The organism is Microlunatus endophyticus, assembly GCF_014646195.1.
Lineage (GTDB): Bacteria > Actinomycetota > Actinomycetes > Propionibacteriales > Propionibacteriaceae > Microlunatus > Microlunatus endophyticus.
Genome location: NZ_BMMZ01000001.1, coordinates 578,994 through 604,133, shown reverse-complemented (window position 1 = coordinate 604,133; position 25,140 = coordinate 578,994). Strand labels below are relative to the sequence as shown.

Sequence of the window (25,140 nt, the reverse complement as noted above, 5' to 3'; positions counted from 1 at the left end):
CGCTCGGGCAGGCGCCTAAGCTGCCCGATATGGATGAAGCAGCAGTCATCGATGCCGTGCCGAAGCAACTCCTGGTCGGCGGTTCGTGGGCCGATGCTCATGGTGCAGCCACCTTCGACGTCGCCGATCCGGCTACCGGCCTGGTGTTGTGCTCGGTCGCTGACGCCGCTCCCGAGGACGGCATGGCTGCCTTGCAGGCCGCGGCACGGTGCCAGCCCGCGATGGCGGCCCTGACGCCGCGGGAGCGGTCTGACATCCTGCTCAAGGCCTTCGATCTGCTGCACGAGCGGATCGACGATCTTGCCCTGCTGATGACCTTGGAGATGGGCAAACCGCTGGCTGAGGCGCGGGGCGAGATCACCTATGCGGCGGAGTTCTTCCGACACTTCGCCGGCGAGGCACTGCGGATCGACGGAGGCTACCGGACAGCACCCGCGGGCGGTTCGCGACTGCTGGTGACCAAGCAGCCCGTCGGCCCCTGCATCTTGATCACGCCGTGGAATTTCCCGATGGCGATGGGCACCCGCAAACTCGGCCCAGCGATCGCCGCGGGATGCGCCAGCGTGATCAAGCCGGCGGCCCAGACGCCGCTGTCGATGCTTGCGCTGGTGGAGATCCTGACCGAAGCCGGTCTGCCGCCGGGCGGGGTGAACGTGATCACCTGCACCGATGCCAATGCCGTGATGGAGCCGATGATCAGATCGGGGCTGGCCCGCAAGCTTTCCTTCACCGGCTCGACCCGGGTCGGAAAGCTGCTGCTGGAACAGGCCGCGGACAAAGTGTTGCGAACCTCCATGGAGCTCGGCGGCAATGCGCCCTTCATCGTCTTCGACGACGCTGATCTCGATGAGGCGGTCGCCGGCCTGATGGTCGCCAAGATGCGCAACATGGGCGAGGCCTGTACGGCCGCCAACAGGATCTTTGTGCAGGAGTCGATCATGACGGCGTTCAGCCAACGACTGGCGGACGCCATGAAGGCGCTCAAGCTGGGCCGCGGAACCGATGAGGGTGTCGCGGTGGGACCGCTGATCGACCAAGCCGCCGTGGACAAGGTCGGGCGGCTGGTCGATGACGCCGTCGGCCGCGGTGCCGCGGTGGTCACCGGCGGATCCGCGGTCCACGGCGACGGCTATTTCTTCAGCCCGACCGTGCTCACCGAGGTGCCCCACGATGCGGATCTGAATGCGGAGGAGATCTTCGGGCCGGTTGCGCCGCTGACGCCGTTCTCCGACGAGACCGAGGTGGTCACCCGGGCGAACGCGACGCGGTACGGACTGGTCGGCTACGTCTTCACCAACGACCTCCGCCGGGCCGTCAGGGTCGCCGAGGCATTGGAATTCGGCATGGTGGGGCTCAACTCGGGACTGGTGTCGAATCCGTACGCGCCGTTCGGCGGGGTCAAGGAGTCCGGCCTCGGTCGCGAAGGCGGTGCCGTCGGGATCGACGAGTACCTGGAGACCAAGTACATCGGCATCGCCGTCTAGCGTCGTACGGCCCGCGTGCCCTGGCGGTCAGACTGATCGGCGCGCTGCGAATTCGACGGCCCGACGGACCACATCATCGTCCCGCAGGATCCGCTGGTGCCCCAGCCCGTCGGTCGTGATCAACTCCGCGGCCGGCCAGGCAGCTGCCAGGCCCTCGCCCTCAGCGTACGGCACCTCCTTGTCCTGGCGGTCGTGGATGATCAAGGTCGGTGGCTGCCCGGTGATCATGGTCCGCGGATCGAAATCCGCCAGCGGGCGCCCGGCCAGCTTCTCGATCCTGGTGATCATCTCCGAGATCGTGCGCCGGCCGAAGCCGAATGCGGCCTGCAGCCCCCGGACGTAGGTCAGCGGGTCGACGCCCGGCGCGACGAAGATCAATCGGCGCACGCCGAGCCCGTCGCGTACGGCCGTCGCGGTCGTCGCGCAGCCGAAGGAGTGGGCGATCACCGCTCGCGGACGACCGTGCACAGCGGCAACCGCGATCAGGGCCTCGGCGAACTCGGCGCCGTTGCCCCGCCCCTTGCCGAGACCGCCCGGCTCGGAATCCCCGTGACCGGGAGCATCCAGCGCGACGACCCGAACTCCGGCGGCGGCCAGCGGCCCGACGAAGCGGCCGAGCTGTCCGCGCCACCCGTCCCAGCCGTGCATCAGATAGACCGGCTCACCACTGCCCCAGGTCTCAACGGCGACGGCCCGGCCGTGCAGCAGCACGGTGGACCGCCGGCCGTCGTGGGGCCGCTCGTCGCGGCGTCGACCCGGGTTGCCGGGCAGCGTGCACCACAGCCGGAGCGCCCAGCGCGATCCCTGCCGCGGTGTCACCCGCTCCAGGACGGCGAACGCGATCCGGATCGCGCGGATTTGTGGTGGCGTACGAACGGTCGTGCTTTTCTTCAGGGCAAAGTCGGTTGTCATCGGGCATCCCCCTTTTCAGGCCCGCGCTGTCTCGAGCAGCGTCTCGAAGTAGTGCCGGGCACGCCGTTCGGCGTCTTCGGGCCCGACCACCCGCACCCAGTTGTAGGCGGCCAGCAACAGCCCGTTGAGCTCGAAGGCGAACTGCATCGGATCCGCGTCGGACCGGAACTGGCCCTCGCTGATACCGGTCCGAAAGATCTGACTGACCGAGTCGTAGAGATCGCGGTGACCTTGCAGGACCTGATCCCGGACGGCGCCGGTCTGTTCCTCGAACTCGCTGAGAGCCTTCACATACAGGCACACACCTGCCGTCCGGTGCACGCCCGAGTACAGCCAGTTGTCGAACAGTGCTCGCACCCGCTGCTCGCCGCGCGGCACCCGCACGGCCGGCCGCAGGACGGTAGCGACAAACTCCTCGCGGGCGCGTGCGAGGACCTGCAACTGCAGTGACTCCTTGGACCGGAAGTGGGCGAACAGACCGCTCTTGGACAGTTCGGTGCTGCGGGCCAACTCGCCGATCGTCAGGCCGCCGAGACCGACCCGGTACGCCGTCTCCACGCCTTGGTGGAGGATGGCGTCGCGGGTCTCTTCTCCTTTGGCCATGACCCAAAAATAGCACGATCGTTCTGCAAGGTTGGAAACACCGCCCGGCCGTTTTCTTCGATGGTCCCCGGGGTACGCACCGCTCACCGCAACAGCGCAACAGCACCGCATCCGGCGGTCGGCACAGCATCCGGCCGTCAGCGCGCAATCCGAAGGAGCCCAACCATGCGAGCCGTAACCTGGCAGGGTCGACGAGACGTCGCCGTACGCGAGGTCGCCGAACCGGAGCTGATCGAGCCCGACGACGTGATCATCGAGGTGACCTCGGCCGCGATCTGTGGCTCGGATCTGCATCTGTACGAGGTTCTCGGGCCGTTCATGGACCCAGGGGACATCCTGGGACACGAGGCCATGGGCACCGTTCTGGAGGCCGGACCGGCGGTCGAGGAGCTGCAACCCGGTGACCGGGTGGTGGTGCCCTTCAACATCTCCTGTGGCACCTGCTGGATGTGCCGGCACGGGCTGCAGTCCCAGTGCGAGACCACCCAGGTGCGTGAGCATGGCACCGGCGCGGCCCTCTTCGGCTATTCACGGCTCTACGGGTCGGTACCCGGCGGACAGGCCGAGCGGCTGAGGGTTCCGTTCGCCAACTACGGTCCGATCAAGGTAGACCCGGAGCCACCGGACGAGCGCTTCCTCTACCTGTCCGACATCCTTCCGACGGCCTGGCAGGCGATCGCCTACGCCGATCCCGATCCGCAGGCCACAGTGGCGGTGATCGGACTCGGCCCCGTCGGTCAACTGGCATCGCGGATCGCCCGGCATCTCGGGCATCCGGTGATCGGCGTTGATCCGGTACCCCACCGCCGCGATGTCGCCGCCGCCCACGGCATCGAGGTCCTTGATCTCGACAGTCACACGATCAGCGCGATCCTCGACCGGACCGAGGGCAGGGGCGCCGATGCGACAGTGGACGCAGTCGGCATGGAGGCTCACGGGTCCCCGGCCAAACTCGCCCACCGGATGGTGGGCGCGCTGCCGGATGCGGTCGGCCGCAAAGTCATGACCACCGCGGGCGTCGACGCACTCGGCGGGCTGACCCTGGCGCTGGAGACCGCCCGCCGCGGCGGCACCGTCTCGGTGTCCGGCGTCTACGGCGGCAAGACCGACCCGCTGCCGCTGATGGACCTCTTCGATCGGCAATTGCAGATCCGGATGGGCCAGTGCAACGTCAGGCGTTGGGTGGACGACCTGATGCCCCTGGTGAGCGATCCCGCGGATCCGCTGGATCTGGAGGGTCTGGCCAGCCATCGATTGCCCCTGGACGCGGCGCCTGATGCCTATCAGATGTTCCAGGAGAAGACCGACGACTGCCTCAAGGTCGTCCTCAAGCCCGGAGCGTGATCACGGGAGCTGGTCGACGGCCCGCCGCAGCCGTGCGATACCTTCCCGGATCCGATCCGGCGGCATCGAGGCGAAACACAGTCGCAGCGCGTCGGGGAACCGCCCCGACGGCGAGAAGGCCGGCCCAGGGATGTACGCGACCCCTTCGGTCAACGCCACCGGGAAGAGAGCTTGGGTGTCGACACCTGGCAACGTCACCCACAGGTAGAAGCCGCCGTCCGGATCCGTCCAGGACGCGCGCGACCCGAAGTGCTCGGCCAGCGCCGACTGCATGGCGATCTTGCGTTCGCGGTACCGCTCCCGCTGGAGCTGCAGATGATCATCGAGATAGCCAGCACTCAGGAAAGCAGCCACCAGTCGCTGGTTCGGCAGGTTGGTGCAGGTGTCCATCGATTGCCGGGCGTTGATCAGCCACTGGTGGATCTCGGGATCGGTGTCCACCCAGCCGACCCGCAGGCCGGGCGCGATGATCTTGGAAAACGTCCGGACGGCGTAGACCAGCGGATCGGCGTCGGCCAGCGCACGGATGTTCGGAATCTCCTGCCCCTGGAAGCGCAACATTCCATACGGGTCGTCATCGATGATCATCGAGTTCCACCGCCGCGCCAGCCCGATCAGTCGCAGCCGTCGCTCCAGGCTCATCGTGGTGCCGGCCGGATTCTGGAAAGTCGGGATCACATAGATCGCCTTCGGCGCACGACCAGCACGCTCGACGGCGGCCTCGAGCTCATCGATGATCATCCCGTCGCCGTCGGTCGACACCTCCAACAGCTCCGCGCCGTAGGACAACGCAGTGGCCGTGCAATTGGTGTAGGTCGGCGACTCGATCACTACAAGATCACCGTGCTCGATGAAGAGCTTGCCGAAGAGGTCCAGTCCCTGCATGCCGCCGGTCGTGATCGTCAACCGCTCCCCCGTAGTGGCCTCCGAAGTCCGGGACAACAGCTCAAGCAGTGCCGCGCGCAACTGCCGATCGCCGTCGGTGGCCGCGTAGTCGAACGCGTCCGCGGTGAAGGCTTTCGGCGCCAGCTCATCGAAGATGGCGGTAGGGATCGCTTCCGCGGCGGGGCTGCCGACGGCGAAGCGGATGACGTCGTGGCGTTGCCTCTGCACCAGCGAGGTCGATGAATCGATCACCGAGCCCAGCAGCCGCTGGGTCCGCTTCGCCAACAGATCCATGATCATCTCCCGTCGCCCCGGACCGCGGACAGTGTCTGTGTATCGCAGTGCTGCTGCTTGACACCCCCCAGGCGGCAGGGAGTTGGATTTCCACCTGGTGGACCTCCTTTCCGCAGCCGTACCGGCTGGCACGCCCGACCCCCTGCTCTGCAAGAGAAATGACCCATCGTCACGTCTCGGTCAGGTGTCGGTCAATTGCCAGGACGCCACCGCCATTGCCGGTTACTCTTACCGCGTGACGGCAACGCGGGCGGCGAGCAGCAAGACCGGCAATCGACGGCCGACCATGAAGATGGTTGCCCAGCGCGCCGGAGTTTCGGTAGCCACGGTGTCATTCGTCCTGTCCGGCCGGCCCAGCGGCAGGATCGCCGCATCCGAGTCAACCGCGGCCCGGGTCCGTACTGCGGCCGAAGAGCTCGGCTACCGCCCGAACCAGGCCGCGCGGGCTATCCGTACGGGTCGTTCCGGTCTGGTCCTGCTGTCGCTGACCCAGCTCTCCGATCCGTGGAGCCAGTCGATCAGCGAGGCGGTCAATGCCGCCGCGGCCGGGCTGCATCTGCAGCCGCTCATTCTCGCCGACGGCGACTGGGGCGAGGTCCTCGACGGCCAGCCGGTCGATGCCGCATTCATCGACGGCGCCGAGGAGGAAGATCTTCCTCGGATCCAGGGCCTGGTCGGGCGCGGACTCAAGCTGATCGTCTTCTCCGACACCCTCGAGCCGGAAGGCTTCGACGTGATCAGGAGCGCCCAACGCCCCGGCTGCGAGCTGGCGATCGAGCATCTGGTCGCCCGCCACACCCGGATCGGTTGCCTGGCCTACAGCGATATCACCCGGAAGGGGTGGAAGCGCGAGGACGCCTACATCGACGGGCTGGCCCGCGCAGGCATCGAGCAACGTCCCGGTGACCTGCAGCGCTATACCCGCGACCAGGCGGGCGCCTACGAGGCGGCGGAGCGGATGCTCGACCGTGACAACCCACCGACGGCGATCTTCGCCTCATCCGACTTCGCTGCGATCAACGTCGTCAATGCCGCTAACAGGTTGGGAATCTCGATCCCCGACGAGCTCGAGGTGATCGGCGTCGGAAACACCGCGGAGGCAGCTCTGATGCACCCTGCGCTGAGTTCCGTTGGTCCGGCCGACCTGTTTTCCAAGGTCGCCCAGTTGATCATCGATGTCGCCCTCGATGATCATCCGCGGCGGCCCTCCCGGTGGGACTTCCCCTGGCAGCTGTACCTGCGCCAGACGAGCTGATCAACCAGGGACGGCTGCCGACTGGACCCGTTCGGCGAAATGGCAGGCGGACTGCTGACCGCTCGGCAGCACCCGCAGCAGCGGTTCCTCGACCGAGCAGCGCTCCTCGGCGTGCAGGCACCGGGTGTGGAAGCGACAACCCGACGGCGGTGCGACCGGCGACGGCGGGTCACCGGCGAGAATGATGCGTTCTCGTCCCGAGTCGTCGATGCCCGGCTCTGCGGAGAGCAATGCTTGCGTGTACGGGTGTCCCGGTGCGGTGTAGACCTGCGAGTCGGTGCCGAGCTCGGCGACCTTGCCCAGGTACATCACCGCGACCCGGTCCGACACGTGCCGGACGACCGAAAGATCATGCGCGACGAAGACGATCGTCAGGCCCAACTCCTCCTTCAGCCGCATCAACAGGTTGACCACCTGGGCCTGGATCGACAGGTCGAGTGCGGACACCGGCTCGTCACACAGCAGCACCTCCGGATTGACCGCGATCGCGCGGGCGATGCCGATCCGCTGCCGCTGACCGCCGGAGAATTGGTGCGGGTACTTGTTGATGTCGTCGGCGCGCATCCCGACCATCAGCAACAACTCCCGGACCCTGGCCCGGACGCCCTCGCTGCCCACGGCATCCGGGTGCACCTCCAGTGGCTCGGCGATGATGTCGCCGACCCGCATCCGCGGGTTCAGGCTCGAGTACGGATCCTGGAACACCACCTGGACGCGCTTGCGCCACCGCCGCTGCGCACCGATGCCGAGCTTGTTCACGTCGACTCCGTCGTACAGCACCTGGCCGTCTGTCGGTTTCTCGAGGGCGGCCATCAACCTGATCAAGGTCGACTTGCCACAACCGGACTCACCGACGATTCCCAGTGACTCGCCCTTGCGGAGATCGAGATCGACTCCGTCGACGGCCCGCACGCTGAACCGCCTGCCGAGTCCCCGGGAGGATCTGATCGGGTAGTGCTTGGTGACGCCGCGGACGCTGAAGATCGCCGGGGACTCAGACATGGGCGGCACTCACTTCCCGCGCGCCGGTCCCGAGGCCGCTGACGCGCTGGTCGAGATCCAGCAGGCAGGCTGCCGACCGTCCGGCGGCGGCCGTGTCGGGACTTCCGCTGCCGATCTTGATCAACTCCGGTTTGATCACGCTGCACTCCTCGAATGCGTACGCACACCTGGTCCGGAAGGCACAGCCGCTCGGGATCGAGGTCAGCGACGGCGGCGTGCCCGCGATGGTGGCCAACTGGCTGCCCTTGAGCTCGGCCGAGGGCATCGACTTGAGCAGGCCTTCGGTGTACGGATGAGCCGGGTGGGTCAGGACCTGGTCGCGGCGACCTTGTTCGACCACCCGACCGGCGTACATCACCACCACGTGGTCGGCGACATCCTCGACCACCCGCAGGTCATGGGTGATCAGAACCACCGCCATCGTGGTCTGTGACTGCAACTCCGCCAGGAGCTCGAGGATCTGCGCCTGAACGGTCACGTCCAGCGCGGTCGTCGGCTCGTCGGCGATCAGCACGTCCGGGTCCAGCGCCAGCGCCATGGCGAGCATGACGCGCTGGCGCATGCCGCCGGAGAACTGGTGCGGATAGTCGTGCACCCGTTGATGGGGCGCCGGGATCCGGACCTTCGCGAGCATCTCGATCGCCCGCTCCCTGGCCTCCCGCCGACCCAGCCCGCGATGCACCCGATAGCTCTCGGCGATCTGGGCACCGACCGACTGCACCGGGTTGAGGGCCGACAGGCTGTCCTGGAAGACCATGGTGATCCGGTCCCCGACGATCTTCCGCCGCGCTTTACGCGGCATCTGGAGCAGATCCTGGCCGCGATAGCTCGCGGAGCCGGAGACGATCCGGCCCGGCGGCATGTCCAGGATGCCCGCGACCGCCTGGGTCGAGACGCTCTTTCCGGACCCGGATTCGCCCAGGATGGCCAGTGTCTGTCCGGGATACAGCGACCACGAGACGTTGTCGACCGCGGTCAGCGGCTTCCTGGCGGTTTCGAACTCGACTGTCAGGTCCTTGACCTCGAGAATCGGCTCAGTAGTTGTGTGTACGGTCATTTCAGCAGCTTCGGATCCAAGACGTCGCGGATGGAGTCGCCGATGATCATGAAGGAGATGGTCATCACCGAGATGAAGATCGACGGCCAGACAAACAGGTGCGGGGCCTCGCGGTAGGACGCCGCGATGCCGAACTGACTCCCCCAGGAGATGGTGCCCGGCGGCAGCCCGACGCCCAGGAAGGTCAGCGCCGCTTCCAGCCCGACCATGCCTCCCACACCGAGCGTGGTCATCGCCAGGAGCGGAGCCATCGCATTGGGGAAAACGTGTCGAGTCAGGATCCGCCAGGCCGGTACGCCGATCGCTCGCGCCGCCTGGACGTACTCCTTGTTGCGGACCGAGAATACGGTCGAGCGCATCAGCCGCATCCCGCCCGGCCAACCGATCATCAGGATCACCCCGAGGATGATCCAGATGTTGCGATGCGGCACTGCGTTCAGGATCACGATCAGTGCGACCATGCCCGGCAGAGCGAAGAGCACGTCGGCGGTCCGGGAGATCAATGCGTCGACGAAACCCGGGAAGTAGCCCGCGAGCAGGCCAAGGACACCGGCCAGCAGGAACATGCCGAAACTGGCCACCACACTCACCAGGACCGACGGTCGCGCCCCGTAGATGACATTGGAGAAGTAGTCACACCCCTGGACGTCGTATCCGAAGGGATGGCCCGCGCTCGCCGGATGCATGCTCTTGCCGAGATCGCACACGGTCGGGTCGACCGAGGTGAAGATCTGTGGCACCGCCGCCATCGCGAAGAACAGCAGCAGCAGCACCGCGCAGACATCGAAAGCCGGCTTCCTCAGCAGCGAGATCAACAGCTCGCGGGTGGTCGGCGCCCGGCCCTCGGCCAGGTCGGCGATCTCGACCTCTTCGGCTGCAACAGCTATCTGTGTCATGCGCGCACCCTCGGGTCAACGACGCCGTACAGGACGTCGACGAGCAGGTTGATCACGATGAAGGAGACGAATGCCAGCGTCGTGAGGATGACCACCACTCCGCCCTCCTTCATCTGGATGGACTGGAACAGGAACTGACCCAGTCCGGGCAGATTGAAGATGCTCTCGGTGATGATCGCGCCGGCGAACATGCCGGCAAGATCAAGACCGAGATAGGTGATCACCGGCAGCAGCGCATTCGGCAGGATGTGTCGCCAGAGGATCCTGCCTTCGGACAATCCCTTCGAGCGTGCCGTCTTGACGAAATCGGCATTCACGGTCTCCACCACCGACGTTCGGGTCAACCGGCCGAGCCCGGCGAAGCCGAGCACTCCGATCACCATGGCCGGCAACAGGTACGACGTCGGGAAGCCGTCCAGGATCCCCGACACCGGAAGCCACTTCAGCTTGACGCCGAAGACGTACTGCGCCGTGAAGGTCGACACCAGCGAAGGGATCGCCAGGATCAGCAGTGTGGCCAGCAGCAGCAGCCGATCGACGATGCCGTTGCGGCGGAAGCCGGCGTAGATACCGAAGAGCAGACCGCACAACCACTCGAAGAAGTAGGACAGCAGGGCCAGTCGGAGGGTGACCGGGATCCGCAGCTTCAGCTGCTCGCCGATGTCGGCACCGGCGAACGTGGTGCCGAAATGTCCGGTGAAGGTGTCCCGCATCATCAGTAGGTACTGGACGAAGAACGGGTCGTCGAGGTGGAACTGGGCACGTTTGGCCGCCATCACCGTCGGGGGGAAGGGCTTGTCTCCTGCCAGGGCCCGGATGGGATCACCCGGCATCAGGAAGACGAGCGCGAACACCCCGAAGGTGACGATCAGGCCGATCGGGATCGCAGCGGCGATCCGTCGAAGGATGTATCCGAGCATCGGTGGGTCAGCGAGTCCTCAGGAGGTGAAGGTCGAGTACAGCGCGGAAATGCCGGTGTACTTGGAATTCAGCGGCTTGATCCTCTTGGAGTAGAGGTAGATGCTCTTGGTCTCGTAGAGGGGGATGTTCGGCAGATCCTTCATCGCCAGGTCCTCGGCCTGCTGGTATATGCCGATCGCCTTCTGCGAGTCGGACTGGGAGTTGCCCTCGGCGAGCAATGCGTCGACCTTCTTGTTGCAGTAGCCCTCAGGGTTGTAATCGGCCTGGCAGGCAAGGATCGGAGTGAGATCGTCCTCGATCGACGGGTAGTCGAATCCCCAGCCACCGATCCGGACGCCGTCCACCTTGTGGTCGGAGGCGAGGTCGTTGATCTCGGAGGAGGTCTTGCCGACGTAGGTGACCTTGATGTCGAGATTCTGCCGGAACATGTTGCCGATCGCCTGGGCATAGGTCTGTGAGGTGGCCGAATCGGTCGAGTAGTAGATCTTCAGCGGGCCGCCCTTGAAGCCGCCGGCCTGCTGCAGCAGGGATTTCGCACCGGCCGGGTCATAGTTGCAGGCGGTGCCGCAGGTCCCTTCGCGGAAACCGTCGACACCACGCTGGACGTACTCAGTCGCCGGAGTGGCGGTACCGACCAGCTTGGAGAGGGTCGTGCGGTTGATCGCCATCGACAGCGCCTTGCGCACATCGGCGCTCTGGTAGTCCTTGTCCCACAGCGGCGGAATCAGGTACCAGAGGAAATCACCGGTCTGGGAGGTCACGTACTGGCCCGGCGCGTCCTGTTGGTAGGAGCCCATCTTGGTCGACGGCACGCCCGTGAAGTCGACGTCGCCGGCCAGGAAGTCGTTGTAAGCGGTCTCCGCATTCGGGATGAACTTGAACACCACCTCATCGGCCTGCGGCGCGAACGGTCCCTTGTATGTCGGACTCTTGACGAGATCGAGGTCCGTGCCGACCTTCCAGACGCCGCCCTTGACCTTGTACAGGCCCATGCCGATCGGCTTGAGTTTGTACGCGTCGGGATCCTTGCGTTCCTTGGCCGACATCGGCGCCGCACCGAGATACTGCAGTGTCAGGCCGAACTGGGAGAAGGGCACCGACAAGGTCGCCTGGAAGGTCGTCTTGTCGATCACCTTCAGCCCGCTGAGCTTCTTGGGCAGATTCGACGGCGCCTTCTTACCCTCGGGCAACAGCGGATTCATCTTGTCCCAGCCCTTGATCTTGGCGAAGAAGCCGGAGTTGGTCCAGCCGCGCGCCTCCTGGGAGGTCATGTTCCAGCTGGCGACGTAGTCCTGGGCGGTCAACGGCTCACCGTCGTCGAACTGGAGTCCCGGCTTGATCTTGATCGTCCAAACAGTGCTGTCCGAATTCGGCGTCACCGACTGCGCGATCACGTTCTGCACCTTGCCGGTGGCCGGGTTGGTCCGGACCAGTGGTGCGAACAGCGCCTGGGCGACACCGAGACCGGTCGCGCCGTTGTCGTTCAACGGGTTGATGTAGGTCGGCGCCTCGGCCGCGTCGGCAATCGTCAGCTTCTTGACACTTGCGTCGGAGTTCGAACCGCTGGTGCTGGAACCGCAGGCGGAGGCCACCAACGCTGTAGCCGCGATGATGGATGCGGCAGCGAGTCGGGACTTGTGCATAAGCATTCCTTCGGGGTGCTGCCCGGCACAGATTCCGGTCGGGCGGGAGAAATCGTGAGAACGGGAGAAGTCAGGGAAACGGATGTCAGGTGTTCGGTGTCAGCCCTCGCGTTCAAGGGGTGAAGGTCGCGTACAACCCGGAGATGCCGGTGTACTTCGACACCTGGGGCTTGATCTGCTTCGAGTAGAGGTCGACCCCGGAGACGCTGTAGAGCGGTGCCAGCGGCAGGTCGGCCAGCGCCAGGTCCTCGGCGTGTTGATAGTCCTTGATCGCCGCCTGCTCGTCGGACTCGCTGTTGCCCTTCGCCAGCGCGGCGTCGACCGCCTTGTTGCAGTACTGGGAGAAGTTGGCGTCGCCGTAGCAGGCGAACATCGGAGTGATGTCGTCCTCGATCGAGGGATAGTCGTGGCCCCAGCCCGAGAAGCGCAGGCCGTCGAGCTTGCGATCATCGGCAAGATCGGAGATGTCGGAGGACGTCTTGCCGATGTAGGTGACCTTGATCCCGAGGTTCTGCCGGATCATGTTGCCGATGGCCTGGGCATACACCTGACCGGTCGACGAGTCGTTGGCGTAATAGATCTTGAGCGGTCCGGAGAAGCCACCGCCCTGCTTCAACAGGGTCTTGGCCACGGCCGGGTCGTACTGGCACGAGGTTCCGCAGGAGTTGGCACGGTAGCCGTCCAGACCGGCCTCGATGTAGCCGTGCGCCGCGGTCGCCGGCCCGACGAGCTTGGCGAAAGTATCCCGGTTGATGGCCATCGAGATCGCCTTGCGGACGTCGGCGCTGGCGTACTGCTTGTCCCACAACGGATAGCTCAGGTAGTAGACGTTGCCGGCCACCGGTGACTCGACCCACTGGTTCGGCGCATCCTGCTTGTACGTGCCCATCTTGCTCGCGGGGACGCCGGTGAAGTCGATGTTGCCGGCCAGGAAGTCGTTGTAGGCGGTTTCCGCATTGGGGATGAACTGGAAGACCACCTCGTCAGCCTGTGGCGCGAACGGGCCCTTGTAGGTCGGGCTCTTGACAAGATCAAGATCCGTACCCGTCTTCCAGGGCGAGGTCTTCAGCTTGTACGGTCCCATGCCGATCGGCTTGCGCTTGTACGCGTCCGGGTCCTCGCGCTCCTTCGCGGCCATCGGAGCGGCGCCCAGATACTGCAGCGTCAGGCCGAACTGCGAGAACGGTTGGGCCAGGGTGACCTGGAATGTGGTCTTGTCGACCACCTTCAGACCACTGAGCTTCTTCGGCAGGTTGGAGGGTGGCTTCTTCCCGTCTGCCACCTCGGGATTCATCGCATCCCAACCCTTGATCTTGGAGAAGAATCCGGCGTTCTCCCAGCCGCGGGATTCCTGGGAGGTCATGTTCCAGCTATCGACGTAGTCCTGGGCGGTCAGCGGCTCACCGTCGTCGAACTGCAGGCCAGACTTGATCTTGATCGTCCAGACGGTGCTGTCCGAATTCGGCGTCACCGACTGTGCGATCACATCCTGCAGCTTCCCGGTAGCCGGATTGGTCCGCACCAGCGGCGCGAAGAGCGCCTGGGCGACCTGGATACCGGGACTGCCGTTGTCATTCAGCGGATTGATGTAAGGGATCTCCTCGGCGGCGATCGCGATCGTGATCTTCTTCGTGGCTGTCTGGGAGCCGGAGCTTCCCGACGTCGAGCCGCCACACGCTGACATCGCCATCGCCGAAGCGGCGGCCAGGACCAGCACAGCGAGCCGGAACTTGCGCATCAAACATGTCCTTCAGTCCGTGCGCGCCGCATGGACCCCGGGCGCGTCTGGTGATGGAGATTTGTCGATGGCCCCGGCACGTGTCAATGGAAGCAACAAGATGAGGCAAAACGATTAATCTAACCGTTACATGTGTGCTTGTGGAGGGCTGGACTGATCGACTAGCGTCAAAGGTGAGCCGTTTTGTCGCCATGTGCTGTTGGCATGGTCTGTTGCTACGTCCTGTCGCTACCTGCCGAGGAGATCACCCGCTCCATGTCCGCGAAACCCATCACCACACCCGACCTTGATCGACTGCGGAAGGAATTCAGCGCCGACCCGACCGCGAAGTTGCTCCAGAACGCGTTGACCGCCTCCGAACTGAAGGATGTCGCCCTCGACCGCGAGGTGCTGACCTCGATCGACACCACCATGTCGCACAAGCTAGACGACTGGGGCGCAACCAACCAGAAGCAGAGCGGACGGTGTTGGCTGTTCGCCGGGTTGAATCTGCTGCGTGCCGGTACCGCCGCCAAGCTCGGCGTGAAGGACTTCGAGTTCAGCCAGAACTACGCGATGTTCTTCGACAAGATCGAACGCGCCAACTACTTCCTGCAGTCGGTCATCGACCTCGCCGACCGCCCGACCGACGACCGGACGCTGGCCACGCTGCTGCAGGACTGCATGGGCGACGGCGGCCAGTGGAACATGTTCGTCGCCGTCGTGGCCAAGCACGGCCTAGTGCCCAAGTCGGCAATGCCGGAGACGATCAGCTCCTCCGGCACCCGGCAGATGAACTCCTCGCTGCGCAAGATCCTGCACACCGCCGCCCGCGACATCCGAGTGGCCACTGACCCCGATGCCCGCGCCGAGCTCGCCGAGACCGCTCTGAGCACGGTCTGGCGGGCGCTGTGCATGCATCTCGGCACCCCGCCGGAGAAGCTCTTCTGGCAGTGGACCGACAAGGACAAGCAGTTCCATCGCGACGGCTGGCTGACCCCGCAGGAATTCCGTGACAAGTACCTGACAATCGACCCTGCCGACTACATCTGCCTGGTGAACGACCCCCGCAACAAGACCAACCAGACCTACACCGTCGAACTCCTCGGCAATGTCGTCGATGCTCCTGAGGTCGTCTACCTCAACGTCGACGTCGAGCTGATGAAGAAGCTCACCGCGGACCTGATCGTGAGCGGTCAGCCAGTCTGGTTCGGTTGCGACGTCGGCCAGATGATGGACCGTGAGCGTGGCTTCTGGGACGCCAAGCTGTTGGACCTCGAGGGCGTCTACAACACCGAGCTGAGCTTGGACAAGGCTGCTCGGCTGGAGTACCACCAGACGATGATGACCCACGCCATGCTGTTCACCGGCGTTGATCTTGTCGACGGTACGCCGCGCAAGTGGCGGGTGGAGAACTCGTGGGGCGACGAGAGCGCCGAGAAGGGTTTCTACACCATGAACGACTCGTGGTACTCCGAGTACGTCTTCGAGATCGCCGCACCCAAGTCGCTGCTGCCGGCCGAGGTGCTGGCCGCCCTCGACACCGAGCCCGTCGTGCTGCCCGCCTGGGATCCGATGGGCGCACTCGCCGGTCGCTGAGCCGAACCCGGCGACATCCGCACATCCGCGCCACATTCCGAGATCCGCACCGGCTGCAGCTGGTGCGGATCTCGGTCGTTGGTGCGGATCAGAGACTCATCTCCGGCAGGTTTTCGAGACCCTCCCGGCCGGGTACGAGCCGCACATGGCCAAAGCACTCACGATCAGCACGAACTACGGCGTCGAACAGGACGAGTTGGTCGTTCCCGTCGAGAAGTTGAGCTCCCAGGGAGTCGACGTGACCGTCGCCGCCCAGTCCAAGGACCCGATCCAGACCCTGGTCGGTGACAAGGACCCCGGGAAGGTGGTGCAGCCCACAGCGTCCCTGGACGAGGTCGATCCCGGTGATTACGACGTCCTGATCATTCCCGGCGGCACCCTGAACGCCGACACTCTGCGCCAGGACGACACGGCCCTTTCGATCATCAGGGATTTCGCCGGCACCGGACGCCCGGTCGCGGCGATCTGCCACGGCCCCTGGGCGGTGCTCGAGGCCGGCGCGGTCAAGGGCAAGTCGCTGACCTCGTACGCCTCCCTGCAGACCGACATCCGCAACGCGGGCGGCTCGTGGTCGGACGAGTCGGTCGTCGTCGACAACACCGGCGGCTTCACCTTGATCACCTCGCGGACGCCCGACGACCTCAGGGACTTCGTCGGCGCCATCAGTGACGCCATCGAGGTCTGAGCTCAGCGCTCGCTGGCGGGGAGTTCGAGCGCTTCCCAGACGGCGCGCCAGATGGTCTTGCAGTCGATCCCGGCCGCCATCGCCTCGTCGACCGTCCGGTCGCCGAGCTCGCTGAGGTTGTGTTGGCTGGCCCAGACCTGGCTGTAGACCGGGCCGAGGTGGGTGCGCATCCGCTCCCAGAATTCCGTCTCGCGCATGATGGCGCCCAGCCTACGTGTCGGCATCGGCGATCCAACCTCTTGGGACGGAATCAGGTCAGTCGCGCGATAGCGTCTACCGTCGCCTCGATCATGATCTCCCCACCGTGGCCCTCGTCGATGATGATCAATTCGCTGGCCGGCCACTGTTGGTGCAACAGCCACGGTGTGATCGCAGGTCCGCTGACGTCCCGTCTGCCGTGGATCAGCACCGCAGACAGTTCCGCGATCCGATCCAGCCGGTTCATGATCGACTGGTGACCGACAAGGAATCCGTCGTGCGACCAGTAGTGCGTCACCAGCGTCGCGAAGTTGCGCGCCCGGACAGGATCCACTGGTCCGCTGCTCGGCTGCCATCCCGGGCTCAGGGAGATGTGCACGTCCTCCCAGGCGTTCCAAGCCTGGGCCGCCGCCCACCGATCCTCTGCGTCGGTGCTGACCAAGCGCCGGGCGTATGCCTCGACGAGCCGCTCGCCATTCTCTCGCCCTGAAGCCAGGTCGAATTCGTTCCAGGCCTCGGGAAAGATGCGGCCGACGCCCTCGGTGATCCAATCGACTTCGTCGCGGCTCGTCGTGGTGACGGCCATCAGCACCAGTCCGCTCACCCGATCCGGGTGGGCGATCGCGTACGCCTGGGCCAGGCTGCAGCCCACGAAACGCCCGTCACCAGCCATTGCTCGACACCGAGATACCCGCGAAGCGTCTCGATGTCGGCTATCAGCGCCGGAGTGGTGTTGCCGCCGATCCGGTCCAGTACATCGATCGCCAGCGGCCGTGACCGGCCGCATCCGCGCTGGTCGAGTCCGATGATCAGATGCCGGTCCGGATCGCAGCGCCGACGATAGCCGCCCCTACCGAGTCCCCCGCCTGGTCCGCCGTGGAGATAGAGCACCGGTGCCCCGTTGGGATTTCCGGAGGTCTCCCAGTAGATCTCGTCGTGATCGTTGACGCGGAGCAGGCCGGAGTCGTACGGCTCGATGGGTGGAAACTGCATGCCCCCAACCTACGGACCGATCAGGCAGCTGGATGATGGTCGGGTGTCCACTCAGTTGCCGGGCGATCCATGGCGTGACCCACAGGGCCACATCAGGGAGTTGCTCGAATTCGCCGTCCCTGCGCGTCTGCCCGAAGGCTTCGGACGACTCGATGATCACGGCGGGCTGGCCGGCTCCGGAGCCGAGACCATGATCACCGCGCGGATGGGTATCAGCTTCGCGGTCGGGTCGATCCTGTTCGGAGACGACGACTATGCGGCACTGGCCCGCCACGCCGTTGATCATCTTTCCCGGACGCTGCCTTCGATCGTCAGTGGTTACGACCTGTGTTTCACCGTCGCCGCCGCAGCGACCGCCACCGAGGCGGGGATCAGCCGGGCCGACGATCTGCTGCACCAGGCGATCGATCGGTGGCAACGACATTTCCTGATCAGTCCTGATCATGTTCGCTACCAGGCCTCCGACACCGAGGACTACATCGGCGTCAACGTAAACATGCACGCGGTCGAGGCGATGCTCGCCGCTGATCATCTACGCCGCGACCAGCGCTGGGCTCGGCGGGCGCTGCGATTGGCGGACACCTTCATCAACCACGCGGCGCGAGCCGCCGGCTGGATGCTACCGGAGCACTTCGCCGCCGACCTGACGCCGCTGCCGCACTTCAACCGGGACCGCCCGCTGGACGAGTTCCGGCCGTACGGTGTCACTCCGGGTCACCAGCTGGAGTGGTCGCGGCTGCTGCTCGAGCTCCGCCGAGCCCTTGGACCCGAGGCTCCGGACTGGCTGGGCGAAGCCGCAGGCGGATTGTTCGACGCGGCCCAGCGCGGATTCCGCGAGGACTGGGGATTCGTCTACACGATGGAACCCGACGGCACGCCGGTTGCCGAGGTGCGGCTGCACTGGGTGCACGTCGAGGCCGTCGCCTCGGCGGCCGTCCTGGCCGCAGACCAGAACACCGAGGCAGCCCGCCACCTGGACCGCTATCGGGCCCTGGCCGCCGGCCTGTTCTGCGATACCGAGCACGGCAGCTGGCACCACGAGATCGGCCCGGACGGCGGACCGGCGAGCACACTCTTCGTCGGGAAACCCGACATCTACCACGCTATCCAGGGCGTCCTGGTCAATGCCGTGCCTGCCGGCCAGTCTCTTGCCGAGCGGGCCGAGTTGCTGTCATCGGGGATCCCGGCCGGGGCGTGAGCTGGGGACTGTCGGTGGCACGCGGCAAGATGGTCGAGTGCGTACGGATGACCGGTTCGAGGCCCTGGCGGGATTCAGCGCGCCTATACGCACCTGGTTCACCGAGGTGTTCGCCGCCCCGACCGCGGCTCAGAGCGGCGCCTGGCAGGCGATCTCGGCCGGGGAGAATGCCCTGGTCATCGCACCGACCGGGTCGGGCAAGACCCTGGCAGCTTTTCTCTGGGCACTCGACCAGTTGGCCGGACGCGAGCAGCCGCCGGCCAGAGAGCGCTGCCGGGTGCTCTATGTCTCCCCGCTGAAGGCACTGGCCGTCGACGTCGAGCGCAATCTGCGCGCTCCGCTGGCGGGCATCTCGCGCACGGCCGAGCGACTGGGTGAGGCGATCCCCGAGATCAAGGTCGGCGTCCGCTCCGGTGACACCAGTGCCTCGGACCGCCGCAAGCTGGTCACCCGGCCCCCGGACATCATGATCACCACTCCCGAGTCGCTGTTCCTGATGCTCACCTCGGGTGCCCGCGAGACGCTTCGCTATGTCGACACCGTGATCGTCGACGAGGTGCACGCCATCGCCGGCACCAAACGCGGTGCGCACCTGGCCCTCTCACTCGAACGGCTGGCCGAGCTGACCGGCCAACCCATCCAACGGATCGGGCTGTCGGCGACAGTACGGCCTCCCGAGCGAGTCGCCGCGTTCCTCGGAGGTCCGCATCCGGTCCGCGTGGTCGCACCCGAGGCCGAGAAGAACTGGGATCTGCAGATCGTCGTCCCGGTCGAGGACATGTCGGATCTGGACAGCGACAAGCTGGCCGGTGAGGCGGTCGGACCACCGTCGATCTGGCCCCATGTCGAGGGCCGCATCCTGGATCTGATTCTCCAGCATCGCTCCAGCATCGTCTTCGCCAACGCCCGCAGAGTCGCCGAGCGGTTGACGTCCCACCTCAACGAGTTGTACGCCGAACGGCTCGGCGTCGACGTGCCGCGCGATGTCGAGCCGCCGGCGCAGCTGATGGCCCAGTCCGGTGTTGCCAAGGGCTTCGACGGCACCGACCGCGACGGCCAGGGGGTGCCGCTGATCGCCAAGGCCCACCACGGCTCGGTCAGCAAGGAACAGCGGGCGATCGTGGAGGACGATCTCAAGTCCGGCCGGCTGCGGTGCGTGGTCGCGACCTCCTCCCTCGAACTGGGCATCGATATGGGCGCGGTCGACATCGTCATCCAGGTGGAGTCACCGCCGTCGGTGGCCAGCGGCCTGCAACGCGTCGGCCGTGCCGGCCACCAGGTCGGCGCAATCTCTCGCGGGGTCTTCTTTCCCAACCACCGTGGCGATCTGATCGAGTCGACGGTGGTCGCGACCCGGATGCGCGAGGGCAAGATCGAAGAGGTCGCCGAGCTGCACAACCCACTGGACGTGCTGGCCCAGCAGATCGTCGCGATTGTCGCCGACGCGGGCGAAGCCGAAGGCGGCGGCATCGAAGCCGATCATCTGTTTGATCTTGTCCGCCGTGCCCACGACTACCGCGAGCTACCACGCAGTGCCTACGAAGCGGTGCTGGAGATGCTCAGCGGCCGCTACCCCAGCGAGGATTTCGCCGAGCTGCGGCCCCGGATCATCTGGCACCGCACCGCGGACCTGAAGGGCGGCGGTCTGCTCCAGGGCCGGCGCGGGTCCCAGCGGCTCGCGGTGACCTCCGGTGGCACGATTCCCGATCGAGGGCTGTTCGGCGTCTTCCTGGTCGGTGAGGGCGCGGGCCGACGGGTCGGCGAGCTGGACGAGGAGATGGTCTACGAATCCCGGGTCGGGGATGTGATCACCCTGGGCACCACCAGCTGGCGGATCGAGGCGATCACCCATGATCAGGTCCAGGTCTCCCCTGCCCCGGGGGTGCCGGCCAGACTGCCTTTCTGGAAAGGTGATGCTCCGTCCCGGCCGGCGGAGCTGGGCAGGGCGCTCGGTGGTTTCGTCCGCGAGATCTCCGCCATGCCGGCAGCCGAAGCCAAGCCGCTGCTGCAGTCCTCCGGGCTGGACGACTGGGCCGCGGACAACCTGATCGGCTATCTCCATGATCAGCAGCAGGCCACCCGTGGACTGCCGACCGACACGCAGGTGATCATCGAGCGGTTCCGCGACGAGCTCGGCGACTGGCGGGTCTGTATCCACACGCCGCTCGGCTCCGCCGTCCACTCGCCCTGGGCCCTGGCGATCGAGGCGGCGGCGCGCGAACGCTACGGCACCGAGGCGGCGGCGACCGCGACCAACGACGGCATCGTGTTGCGGATCCCGGACACCGAGTCCGAGCCGCCGGGTGCCGACCTGATCATCCACGATCCGGAGACATTGGAGCAGTTGATCACCGACGAGGTGGGCGGATCGGCGCTCTTCGCCGCCCGCTTCCGCGAGTGCGCCGCCCGCGCCTTGTTGTTGCCCCGCAGGGATCCCCGGTCCCGGTCGCCATTGTGGCAGCAGCGGCTGCGCTCGGCCCAGCTGCTCGGCGTGGCCTCCCGGTATCCGGAGTTCCCGATCGTGCTGGAGACGATGCGCGAATGCCTGACCGACGTCTTCGACCTCGAATCGCTGCTCGACGTCCAGCGCCGGATCGCATCCCGCCAGATCCGGATCCTGGAAGTCGAGACCAAGGAACCGTCACCGTTCGCCAAGTCCCTGCTCTTCGGCTACGTCGGCGAGTTCGTCTACGAGGGCGATGTGCCGCTGGCGGAGAAGAAGGCCGCCGCGCTGTCCTTGGACGCGGGGTTGTTGGCCGAGTTGCTCGGCAAGGACGGCCTGGAGCAGCTCCTGGACACCGACGTGATCACCGAGGTGGAGCGCGATCTACAGTCGCTGAGTGAGGACCGTCAGGCCCATGGCAGCGAGCAGCTGTTCGATCTGATCCGGACCGCAGGACCGTACGACCGTGGCGAGCTCGCCGCACGATCAGCCGAACTTGATCTTGACACGGCACTCGCCGGGTTGCTCAGCTCCCGACGGATCGCCGAGGTTAGGATCGCCGGCCGGCCACGATTCGCCGTCGTCGAGGATCTCGCCCGGTTGCGCGACGGTCTGGGCATCCCGTTGCCGCCCGGGGCGGTCACCGAAGCCGACGAGGCAGCAGACCCGATCCGTGATCTTGTGCTCCGCTGGGCCCGCACCCACGGACCCTTCCGACCGCGGACGATCGCAGAGCGGTACGGACTCGGAATCGGCGTCATCGCGGCCGCCCTACGCACGCTGGTCGATGATCGGACCGTGATCACCGGACGATTCACCCCCGGTGGCAGCAGCGAATCCGAAGACCGCGAATACTGCCACCAGCGCAATCTCGCGTTGATCAAGCGCCGGACGTTGGCCAGACTCCGGCACGGTATCGAGCCAGTCGACCAGGTGGCATACCAACGCTTCCTCCTCGACTGGCAGGGCGTCGGCTCCGGCGTCCGCGGCACCGAGGCGGTGTTGTCGGTGCTCGAGCAACTGGCCGGCTATCCGCTGCCGGCGAGCATGATCGAGTCGGTGATCCTGCCGGCCCGGGTCGCCGACTACGCGCCGGCCATGCTCGACGAGCTGACCTCTTCGGGCGAGGTGACGTGGGTCGGAGACGGCGCCATCGGCGACAGCGACGGCTGGGTCCGGTTCTACCCGCGAGACAACGATCTGCCCGACGCGAAGGACCCACCCGGCCCGCTGGCGGCGGAGATGCTCGAGCGGTTCTCCTCCGGCGGTGGCTTCTTCTTCGACGATCTGGTCCCGGCCGAGGTCGGACCGGCACTGGACAGCAGGCGGCAGTCCTACGTGGACGCCCTCTGGGATCTGGTCTGGGCCGGTCACGTCAGCTGCGATACCTTCGCCCCGATCCGGGCGTTGTCCACCGACGGCGTACTCAAGCGGCCATCCCAGCCGAGAGCCCGAGTCTCCGGGCGAGCTCGGTTCGGGCCGGGCGGCGGACTGACGCGCAGGCCACCGCGACCTGGCTTCCGGATGAGCTCGCCGACGACCGCCGGCCGCTGGTCCGCGGTGCGGCGGCCGAACATCGAAGCGCGGGTCAGGTTTGCCGGCGACCTCTTCACGCGGTTGGACCGCTACGGCGTCCTGACCCGCGGTTCTGTCCTGGCCGAGGGTGGTGAAGGCGGCTTCGGTACGGCCTACCGGGCTTTGTCGACGATGGAGGAATCCGGGCAGTGCCGTCGCGGCTACTTCATCGACGGACTCGGCGCCGCACAGTTCGCGGTCACCGGAGCGATCGACCGGCTTCGTGATCATCAGCGCGAGACCGAGTTCGACCAGCCGCCGGCCGTGGTGCTGGCCGCGACCGACCCGGCCAACGCGTACGGCTCCGCCCTGCCCTGGCCCGACCGCGCCGGCCACCGGCCGGGCCGCAAGGCCGGCGCCCTCGTCGTCCTGGTCGACGGTCTGCTGACGCTCTACGTCGAGCGCGGCGGCCGGACGCTGCTGACCTTCATCGAGGACGACCGAATCCTCGGTCCGGCGGTGGCCGCCCTGGCCGGAGCCGTACGCGACGGCAAGCTCGGCCGGGTGACCATCGAGCGTGCCAACGGGGAACAGATCTTCGAAACCGGCCGGCTCACCGGACTGCTGCAGGAGTCGGGCTTCACGATGACACCGCAGGGCCTCCGGCTCCGTCCGGACAGCCGCCGCGCGCTCACCTAGACCGTCTGCAACACCCGGCGCTGGAGGTAGTCGAGCTCAGCTGCCACCACGACCTCGTGTTGATCAAGAAATGGCGCATAGTGGCCGCCGGGCACAGACAGCACTTCAGCATCGGGGATCCGGGCGGCTGCTTTATGTGCCGGTGCGGCGAGCGCCGTCAGGTCCTGCTCGCAGATCACCACCAGCATCGGGCACCGGGCCTTGGCTGCGTCCCGACCCGGACGGTACGCCATCAGCGGAAGCACCGACCGGGCAGCGATGGTCTGCTTCCACTCGGGATAGCGACCGTCCGGATCGAGAGCGGCGGCGCCGTCCAACGCGTCCGGGGTGCTCAGCATCGCAACCGTCCCGCGCGGACCCGCCAGCGGGATCACGTGCGGAACGCGACCGAACAGACCGCCGATCGCATCCGCCGCGGCGATCAGCGGGAACCGCAGGGCGACGCCGGGCGACTCGTAGCGCAGCGCCTTGGGTGAAGCGACCAGGTTGTCGGCCAGCGGCGATTGGCTGATCACCGCGGCGACACCGGGAGTGCGTGCGGCGATCCTGAACAAGTGGCCGCCGGCCAGCGAGAAACCCCAACAGGCGATCCGGGCCGAATCCACTTCCGGAAGCGACGCTGCATGCTGGATCGCGGCCTCCAGATCGGCAACCTGCTCCCGGATCCGGATCACCTGCCGAGGCGTGCCACCGCTCTCCCCCAGATGCCGGAAGTCGAAGGCCAGAACGCTGTAGCCCGCAGCATGAAACCGGGCTGCGAACCGGTCGGTGCCCGGTTCCTTCGTGGCGCCTCCGCCGGGCGCCATCACCACACAGGCACCGTTGGTGCCGGGATAGTGCCAGCCCACGACTGTGTCGCTGCCACCAGCGAACCGCACCCGCTGTCGTACCTCGATCGAAGTCATGAGTAAAAGTGAACCACGTGGTTCACATCTTGTCGAGGGGTGCCAGAAGAATTCGGCCGACGAGTTCAGCCGGCCGACTCCTCCCGGTCCAGGGCGCGGATCAGCGCCGCGAGTCCGGCCTCGATCCGGTCGGTCTCCCGGTTGGTCCGCCACTCGACGAGGAAGCCGCGCAGGGTCGCCAGCATCAGCTCCGCAACCTCACGCTTGCGCCCGACCGTCCAGTCCGGCGGGCAGAGTGATTCCAGCGGCGTGATGTACTGCTCGGCCGCCTCGCGGGCCAGATGCCGGTAATGCTCCGGGTCGTACATGGCCAGCCCGATCGACTGGTCGATCACCCGCAGGCCGGTCTCGTCGTCGGCCAGCACCGGCCAGATCGCCCGGACCCGGTCGGCCAGCGTCGCGTGACCCTCGGCGGCCGTCGCCAGCACATTGGAGATCCGTCGGGAGCGCAGCCGCAGCAGTGCCTGGGCGGTCAGGTCCTCGATGCCGTCGAAGTGGTAGAGCAGCACCTTGTGGGTGGTCCCCGCAGCCCGGGCCGCGCGGCGCAGCGAGAAGTCGGACAGGCCGTTGGCAGCCAAGTCGTCGGTGACCCGTTCCAGCAGTTCCTGCCGGCGCAGCCGCCCCCGTACGGTCCCTGCCGATCGCCGGTATCCCGGCTTGCCGGCGGGCTCATCACGATCGGTGGAGGACGTGCTCACCCGACCGATTCTGCCAAACTGCCCCCGCTACTCGTACCAACAACTACCCTGCGGCTCGTGACTGTGTGGATGCCGTGGTCCGGCCTGCTCCAAGCCTTCTCCTGCCACAGCCGCTCGTCCTTTCTCCTCGCCCTCGCCGGACTTGCCGGGATCGTCGGCGCTGCCCGTCTCCGACTGCGGGGCTGAGCCCGTTC

General features: G+C 66.4%; 20 protein-coding genes and 1 pseudogene. 8 read left to right on the top strand and 13 right to left on the bottom strand.

What is annotated here, in order from left to right; genetic code table 11:
• Positions 1–29 precede the first annotated feature (29 nt).
• Positions 30–1,484, top strand: coding sequence for an NAD-dependent succinate-semialdehyde dehydrogenase (locus IEY07_RS03005; RefSeq protein WP_229669634.1), 1,455 nt, complete (start codon positions 30–32; stop codon positions 1,482–1,484).
• 27 nt (positions 1,485–1,511) lie between these two features.
• On the opposite strand, the gene IEY07_RS03000 is transcribed toward IEY07_RS03005, so the two are convergent.
• Positions 1,512–2,396, bottom strand: coding sequence for an alpha/beta fold hydrolase (locus IEY07_RS03000; protein WP_188893654.1), 885 nt, complete (start codon positions 2,394–2,396; stop codon positions 1,512–1,514).
• A gap of 15 nt (positions 2,397–2,411) precedes the next feature.
• On the bottom strand, positions 2,412–2,999 hold the full coding sequence (locus IEY07_RS02995) for a TetR/AcrR family transcriptional regulator (RefSeq protein ID WP_188893653.1): 588 nt from the start codon (positions 2,997–2,999) through the stop codon (positions 2,412–2,414).
• 165 nt (positions 3,000–3,164) lie between these two features.
• Here IEY07_RS02995 and IEY07_RS02990 point away from each other — a divergent pair, with 165 nt between their 5' ends.
• Positions 3,165–4,343: an alcohol dehydrogenase catalytic domain-containing protein gene (locus IEY07_RS02990; protein ID WP_188893652.1), complete on the top strand. Its 1,179-nt coding sequence runs from the start codon at positions 3,165–3,167 to the stop codon at positions 4,341–4,343.
• Here IEY07_RS02990 and IEY07_RS02985 read toward each other — a convergent pair whose 3' ends face one another.
• Positions 4,344–5,522: an aminotransferase-like domain-containing protein gene (locus IEY07_RS02985; RefSeq protein WP_188893651.1), complete on the bottom strand. Its 1,179-nt coding sequence runs from the start codon at positions 5,520–5,522 to the stop codon at positions 4,344–4,346.
• A gap of 235 nt (positions 5,523–5,757) precedes the next feature.
• Here IEY07_RS02985 and IEY07_RS02980 point away from each other — a divergent pair, with 235 nt between their 5' ends.
• The gene (locus IEY07_RS02980) at positions 5,758–6,777 is read left to right on the top strand and encodes a LacI family DNA-binding transcriptional regulator (RefSeq protein ID WP_188893650.1); all 1,020 of its coding nucleotides are present in this window, start codon (positions 5,758–5,760) and stop codon (positions 6,775–6,777) included.
• Here IEY07_RS02980 and IEY07_RS02975 read toward each other — a convergent pair whose 3' ends face one another.
• The 6 genes from IEY07_RS02975 to IEY07_RS02950 all read right to left on the bottom strand — a co-directional run bounded on the left by IEY07_RS02975 (position 6,778) and on the right by IEY07_RS02950 (position 14,034).
• Positions 6,778–7,779 (bottom strand): ABC transporter ATP-binding protein, encoded by a 1,002-nt coding sequence (locus IEY07_RS02975; RefSeq protein ID WP_188893649.1) that lies wholly within the window; start codon positions 7,777–7,779, stop codon positions 6,778–6,780.
• The gene (locus IEY07_RS02970) at positions 7,772–8,836 is read right to left on the bottom strand and encodes an ABC transporter ATP-binding protein (protein WP_188893648.1); all 1,065 of its coding nucleotides are present in this window, start codon (positions 8,834–8,836) and stop codon (positions 7,772–7,774) included. Before IEY07_RS02970 ends, IEY07_RS02975 begins: the two co-directional genes overlap by 8 nt.
• A complete protein-coding gene (locus IEY07_RS02965; protein ID WP_188893647.1) occupies positions 8,833–9,732 on the bottom strand; it encodes an ABC transporter permease in 900 nt (299 codons plus the stop codon). Before IEY07_RS02965 ends, IEY07_RS02970 begins: the two co-directional genes overlap by 4 nt.
• Positions 9,729–10,652 (bottom strand): ABC transporter permease, encoded by a 924-nt coding sequence (locus IEY07_RS02960; RefSeq protein ID WP_188893646.1) that lies wholly within the window; start codon positions 10,650–10,652, stop codon positions 9,729–9,731. The genes IEY07_RS02965 and IEY07_RS02960 overlap by 4 nt, the downstream gene beginning before the upstream one ends.
• Positions 10,653–10,670: 18 nt before the next feature.
• On the bottom strand, positions 10,671–12,296 hold the full coding sequence (locus IEY07_RS02955) for a peptide ABC transporter substrate-binding protein (protein ID WP_188893645.1): 1,626 nt from the start codon (positions 12,294–12,296) through the stop codon (positions 10,671–10,673).
• A 112-nt stretch (positions 12,297–12,408) separates the two neighbouring features.
• On the bottom strand, positions 12,409–14,034 hold the full coding sequence (locus IEY07_RS02950) for a peptide ABC transporter substrate-binding protein (RefSeq protein WP_188893644.1): 1,626 nt from the start codon (positions 14,032–14,034) through the stop codon (positions 12,409–12,411).
• 255 nt (positions 14,035–14,289) lie between these two features.
• Here IEY07_RS02950 and IEY07_RS02945 point away from each other — a divergent pair, with 255 nt between their 5' ends.
• Together IEY07_RS02945 and IEY07_RS02940 are read left to right on the top strand one after the other, a co-directional pair.
• Positions 14,290–15,612, top strand: coding sequence for a C1 family peptidase (locus tag IEY07_RS02945; RefSeq protein WP_188893643.1), 1,323 nt, complete (start codon positions 14,290–14,292; stop codon positions 15,610–15,612).
• 145 nt (positions 15,613–15,757) lie between these two features.
• A complete protein-coding gene (locus tag IEY07_RS02940) occupies positions 15,758–16,297 on the top strand; it encodes a type 1 glutamine amidotransferase domain-containing protein (protein WP_188893642.1) in 540 nt (179 codons plus the stop codon).
• A gap of 2 nt (positions 16,298–16,299) precedes the next feature.
• On the opposite strand, the gene IEY07_RS02935 is transcribed toward IEY07_RS02940, so the two are convergent.
• Entirely contained in the window at positions 16,300–16,494 is a 195-nt protein-coding gene (locus tag IEY07_RS02935; protein WP_188893834.1) for a DUF3046 domain-containing protein, read from the bottom strand.
• 53 nt (positions 16,495–16,547) lie between these two features.
• Positions 16,548–17,488, bottom strand: a pseudogene (pip, locus tag IEY07_RS02930) (prolyl aminopeptidase).
• Between the two features lie 43 nt (positions 17,489–17,531).
• On the opposite strand from pip, the gene IEY07_RS02925 reads away from it, so the two are divergent.
• Together IEY07_RS02925 and IEY07_RS02920 are read left to right on the top strand one after the other, a co-directional pair.
• Positions 17,532–18,686 carry an AGE family epimerase/isomerase gene (locus IEY07_RS02925; protein ID WP_188893641.1) on the top strand — a complete coding sequence of 385 codons (1,155 nt, stop codon included), beginning with the start codon at positions 17,532–17,534 and terminating at the stop codon, positions 18,684–18,686.
• Between the two features lie 37 nt (positions 18,687–18,723).
• Positions 18,724–23,343 carry an ATP-dependent helicase gene (locus tag IEY07_RS02920; protein ID WP_229669631.1) on the top strand — a complete coding sequence of 1,540 codons (4,620 nt, stop codon included), beginning with the start codon at positions 18,724–18,726 and terminating at the stop codon, positions 23,341–23,343.
• Here IEY07_RS02920 and IEY07_RS02915 read toward each other — a convergent pair.
• On the bottom strand, positions 23,340–24,248 hold the full coding sequence (locus IEY07_RS02915; protein WP_188893639.1) for an alpha/beta hydrolase: 909 nt from the start codon (positions 24,246–24,248) through the stop codon (positions 23,340–23,342). The genes IEY07_RS02920 and IEY07_RS02915 overlap by 4 nt on opposite strands.
• Before the next feature lie 65 nt (positions 24,249–24,313).
• Complete coding sequence (locus tag IEY07_RS02910) at positions 24,314–24,946, bottom strand: TetR/AcrR family transcriptional regulator (protein ID WP_188893638.1); 633 nt, start codon at positions 24,944–24,946, stop codon at positions 24,314–24,316.
• Positions 24,947–25,003: 57 nt separating this feature from the next.
• Between IEY07_RS02910 and IEY07_RS24425 the strand changes: the two genes are divergently transcribed.
• Positions 25,004–25,132 carry a hypothetical protein gene (locus IEY07_RS24425; RefSeq protein WP_268239180.1) on the top strand — a complete coding sequence of 43 codons (129 nt, stop codon included), beginning with the start codon at positions 25,004–25,006 and terminating at the stop codon, positions 25,130–25,132.
• The last annotated feature ends 8 nt before the right edge of the window (positions 25,133–25,140 follow it).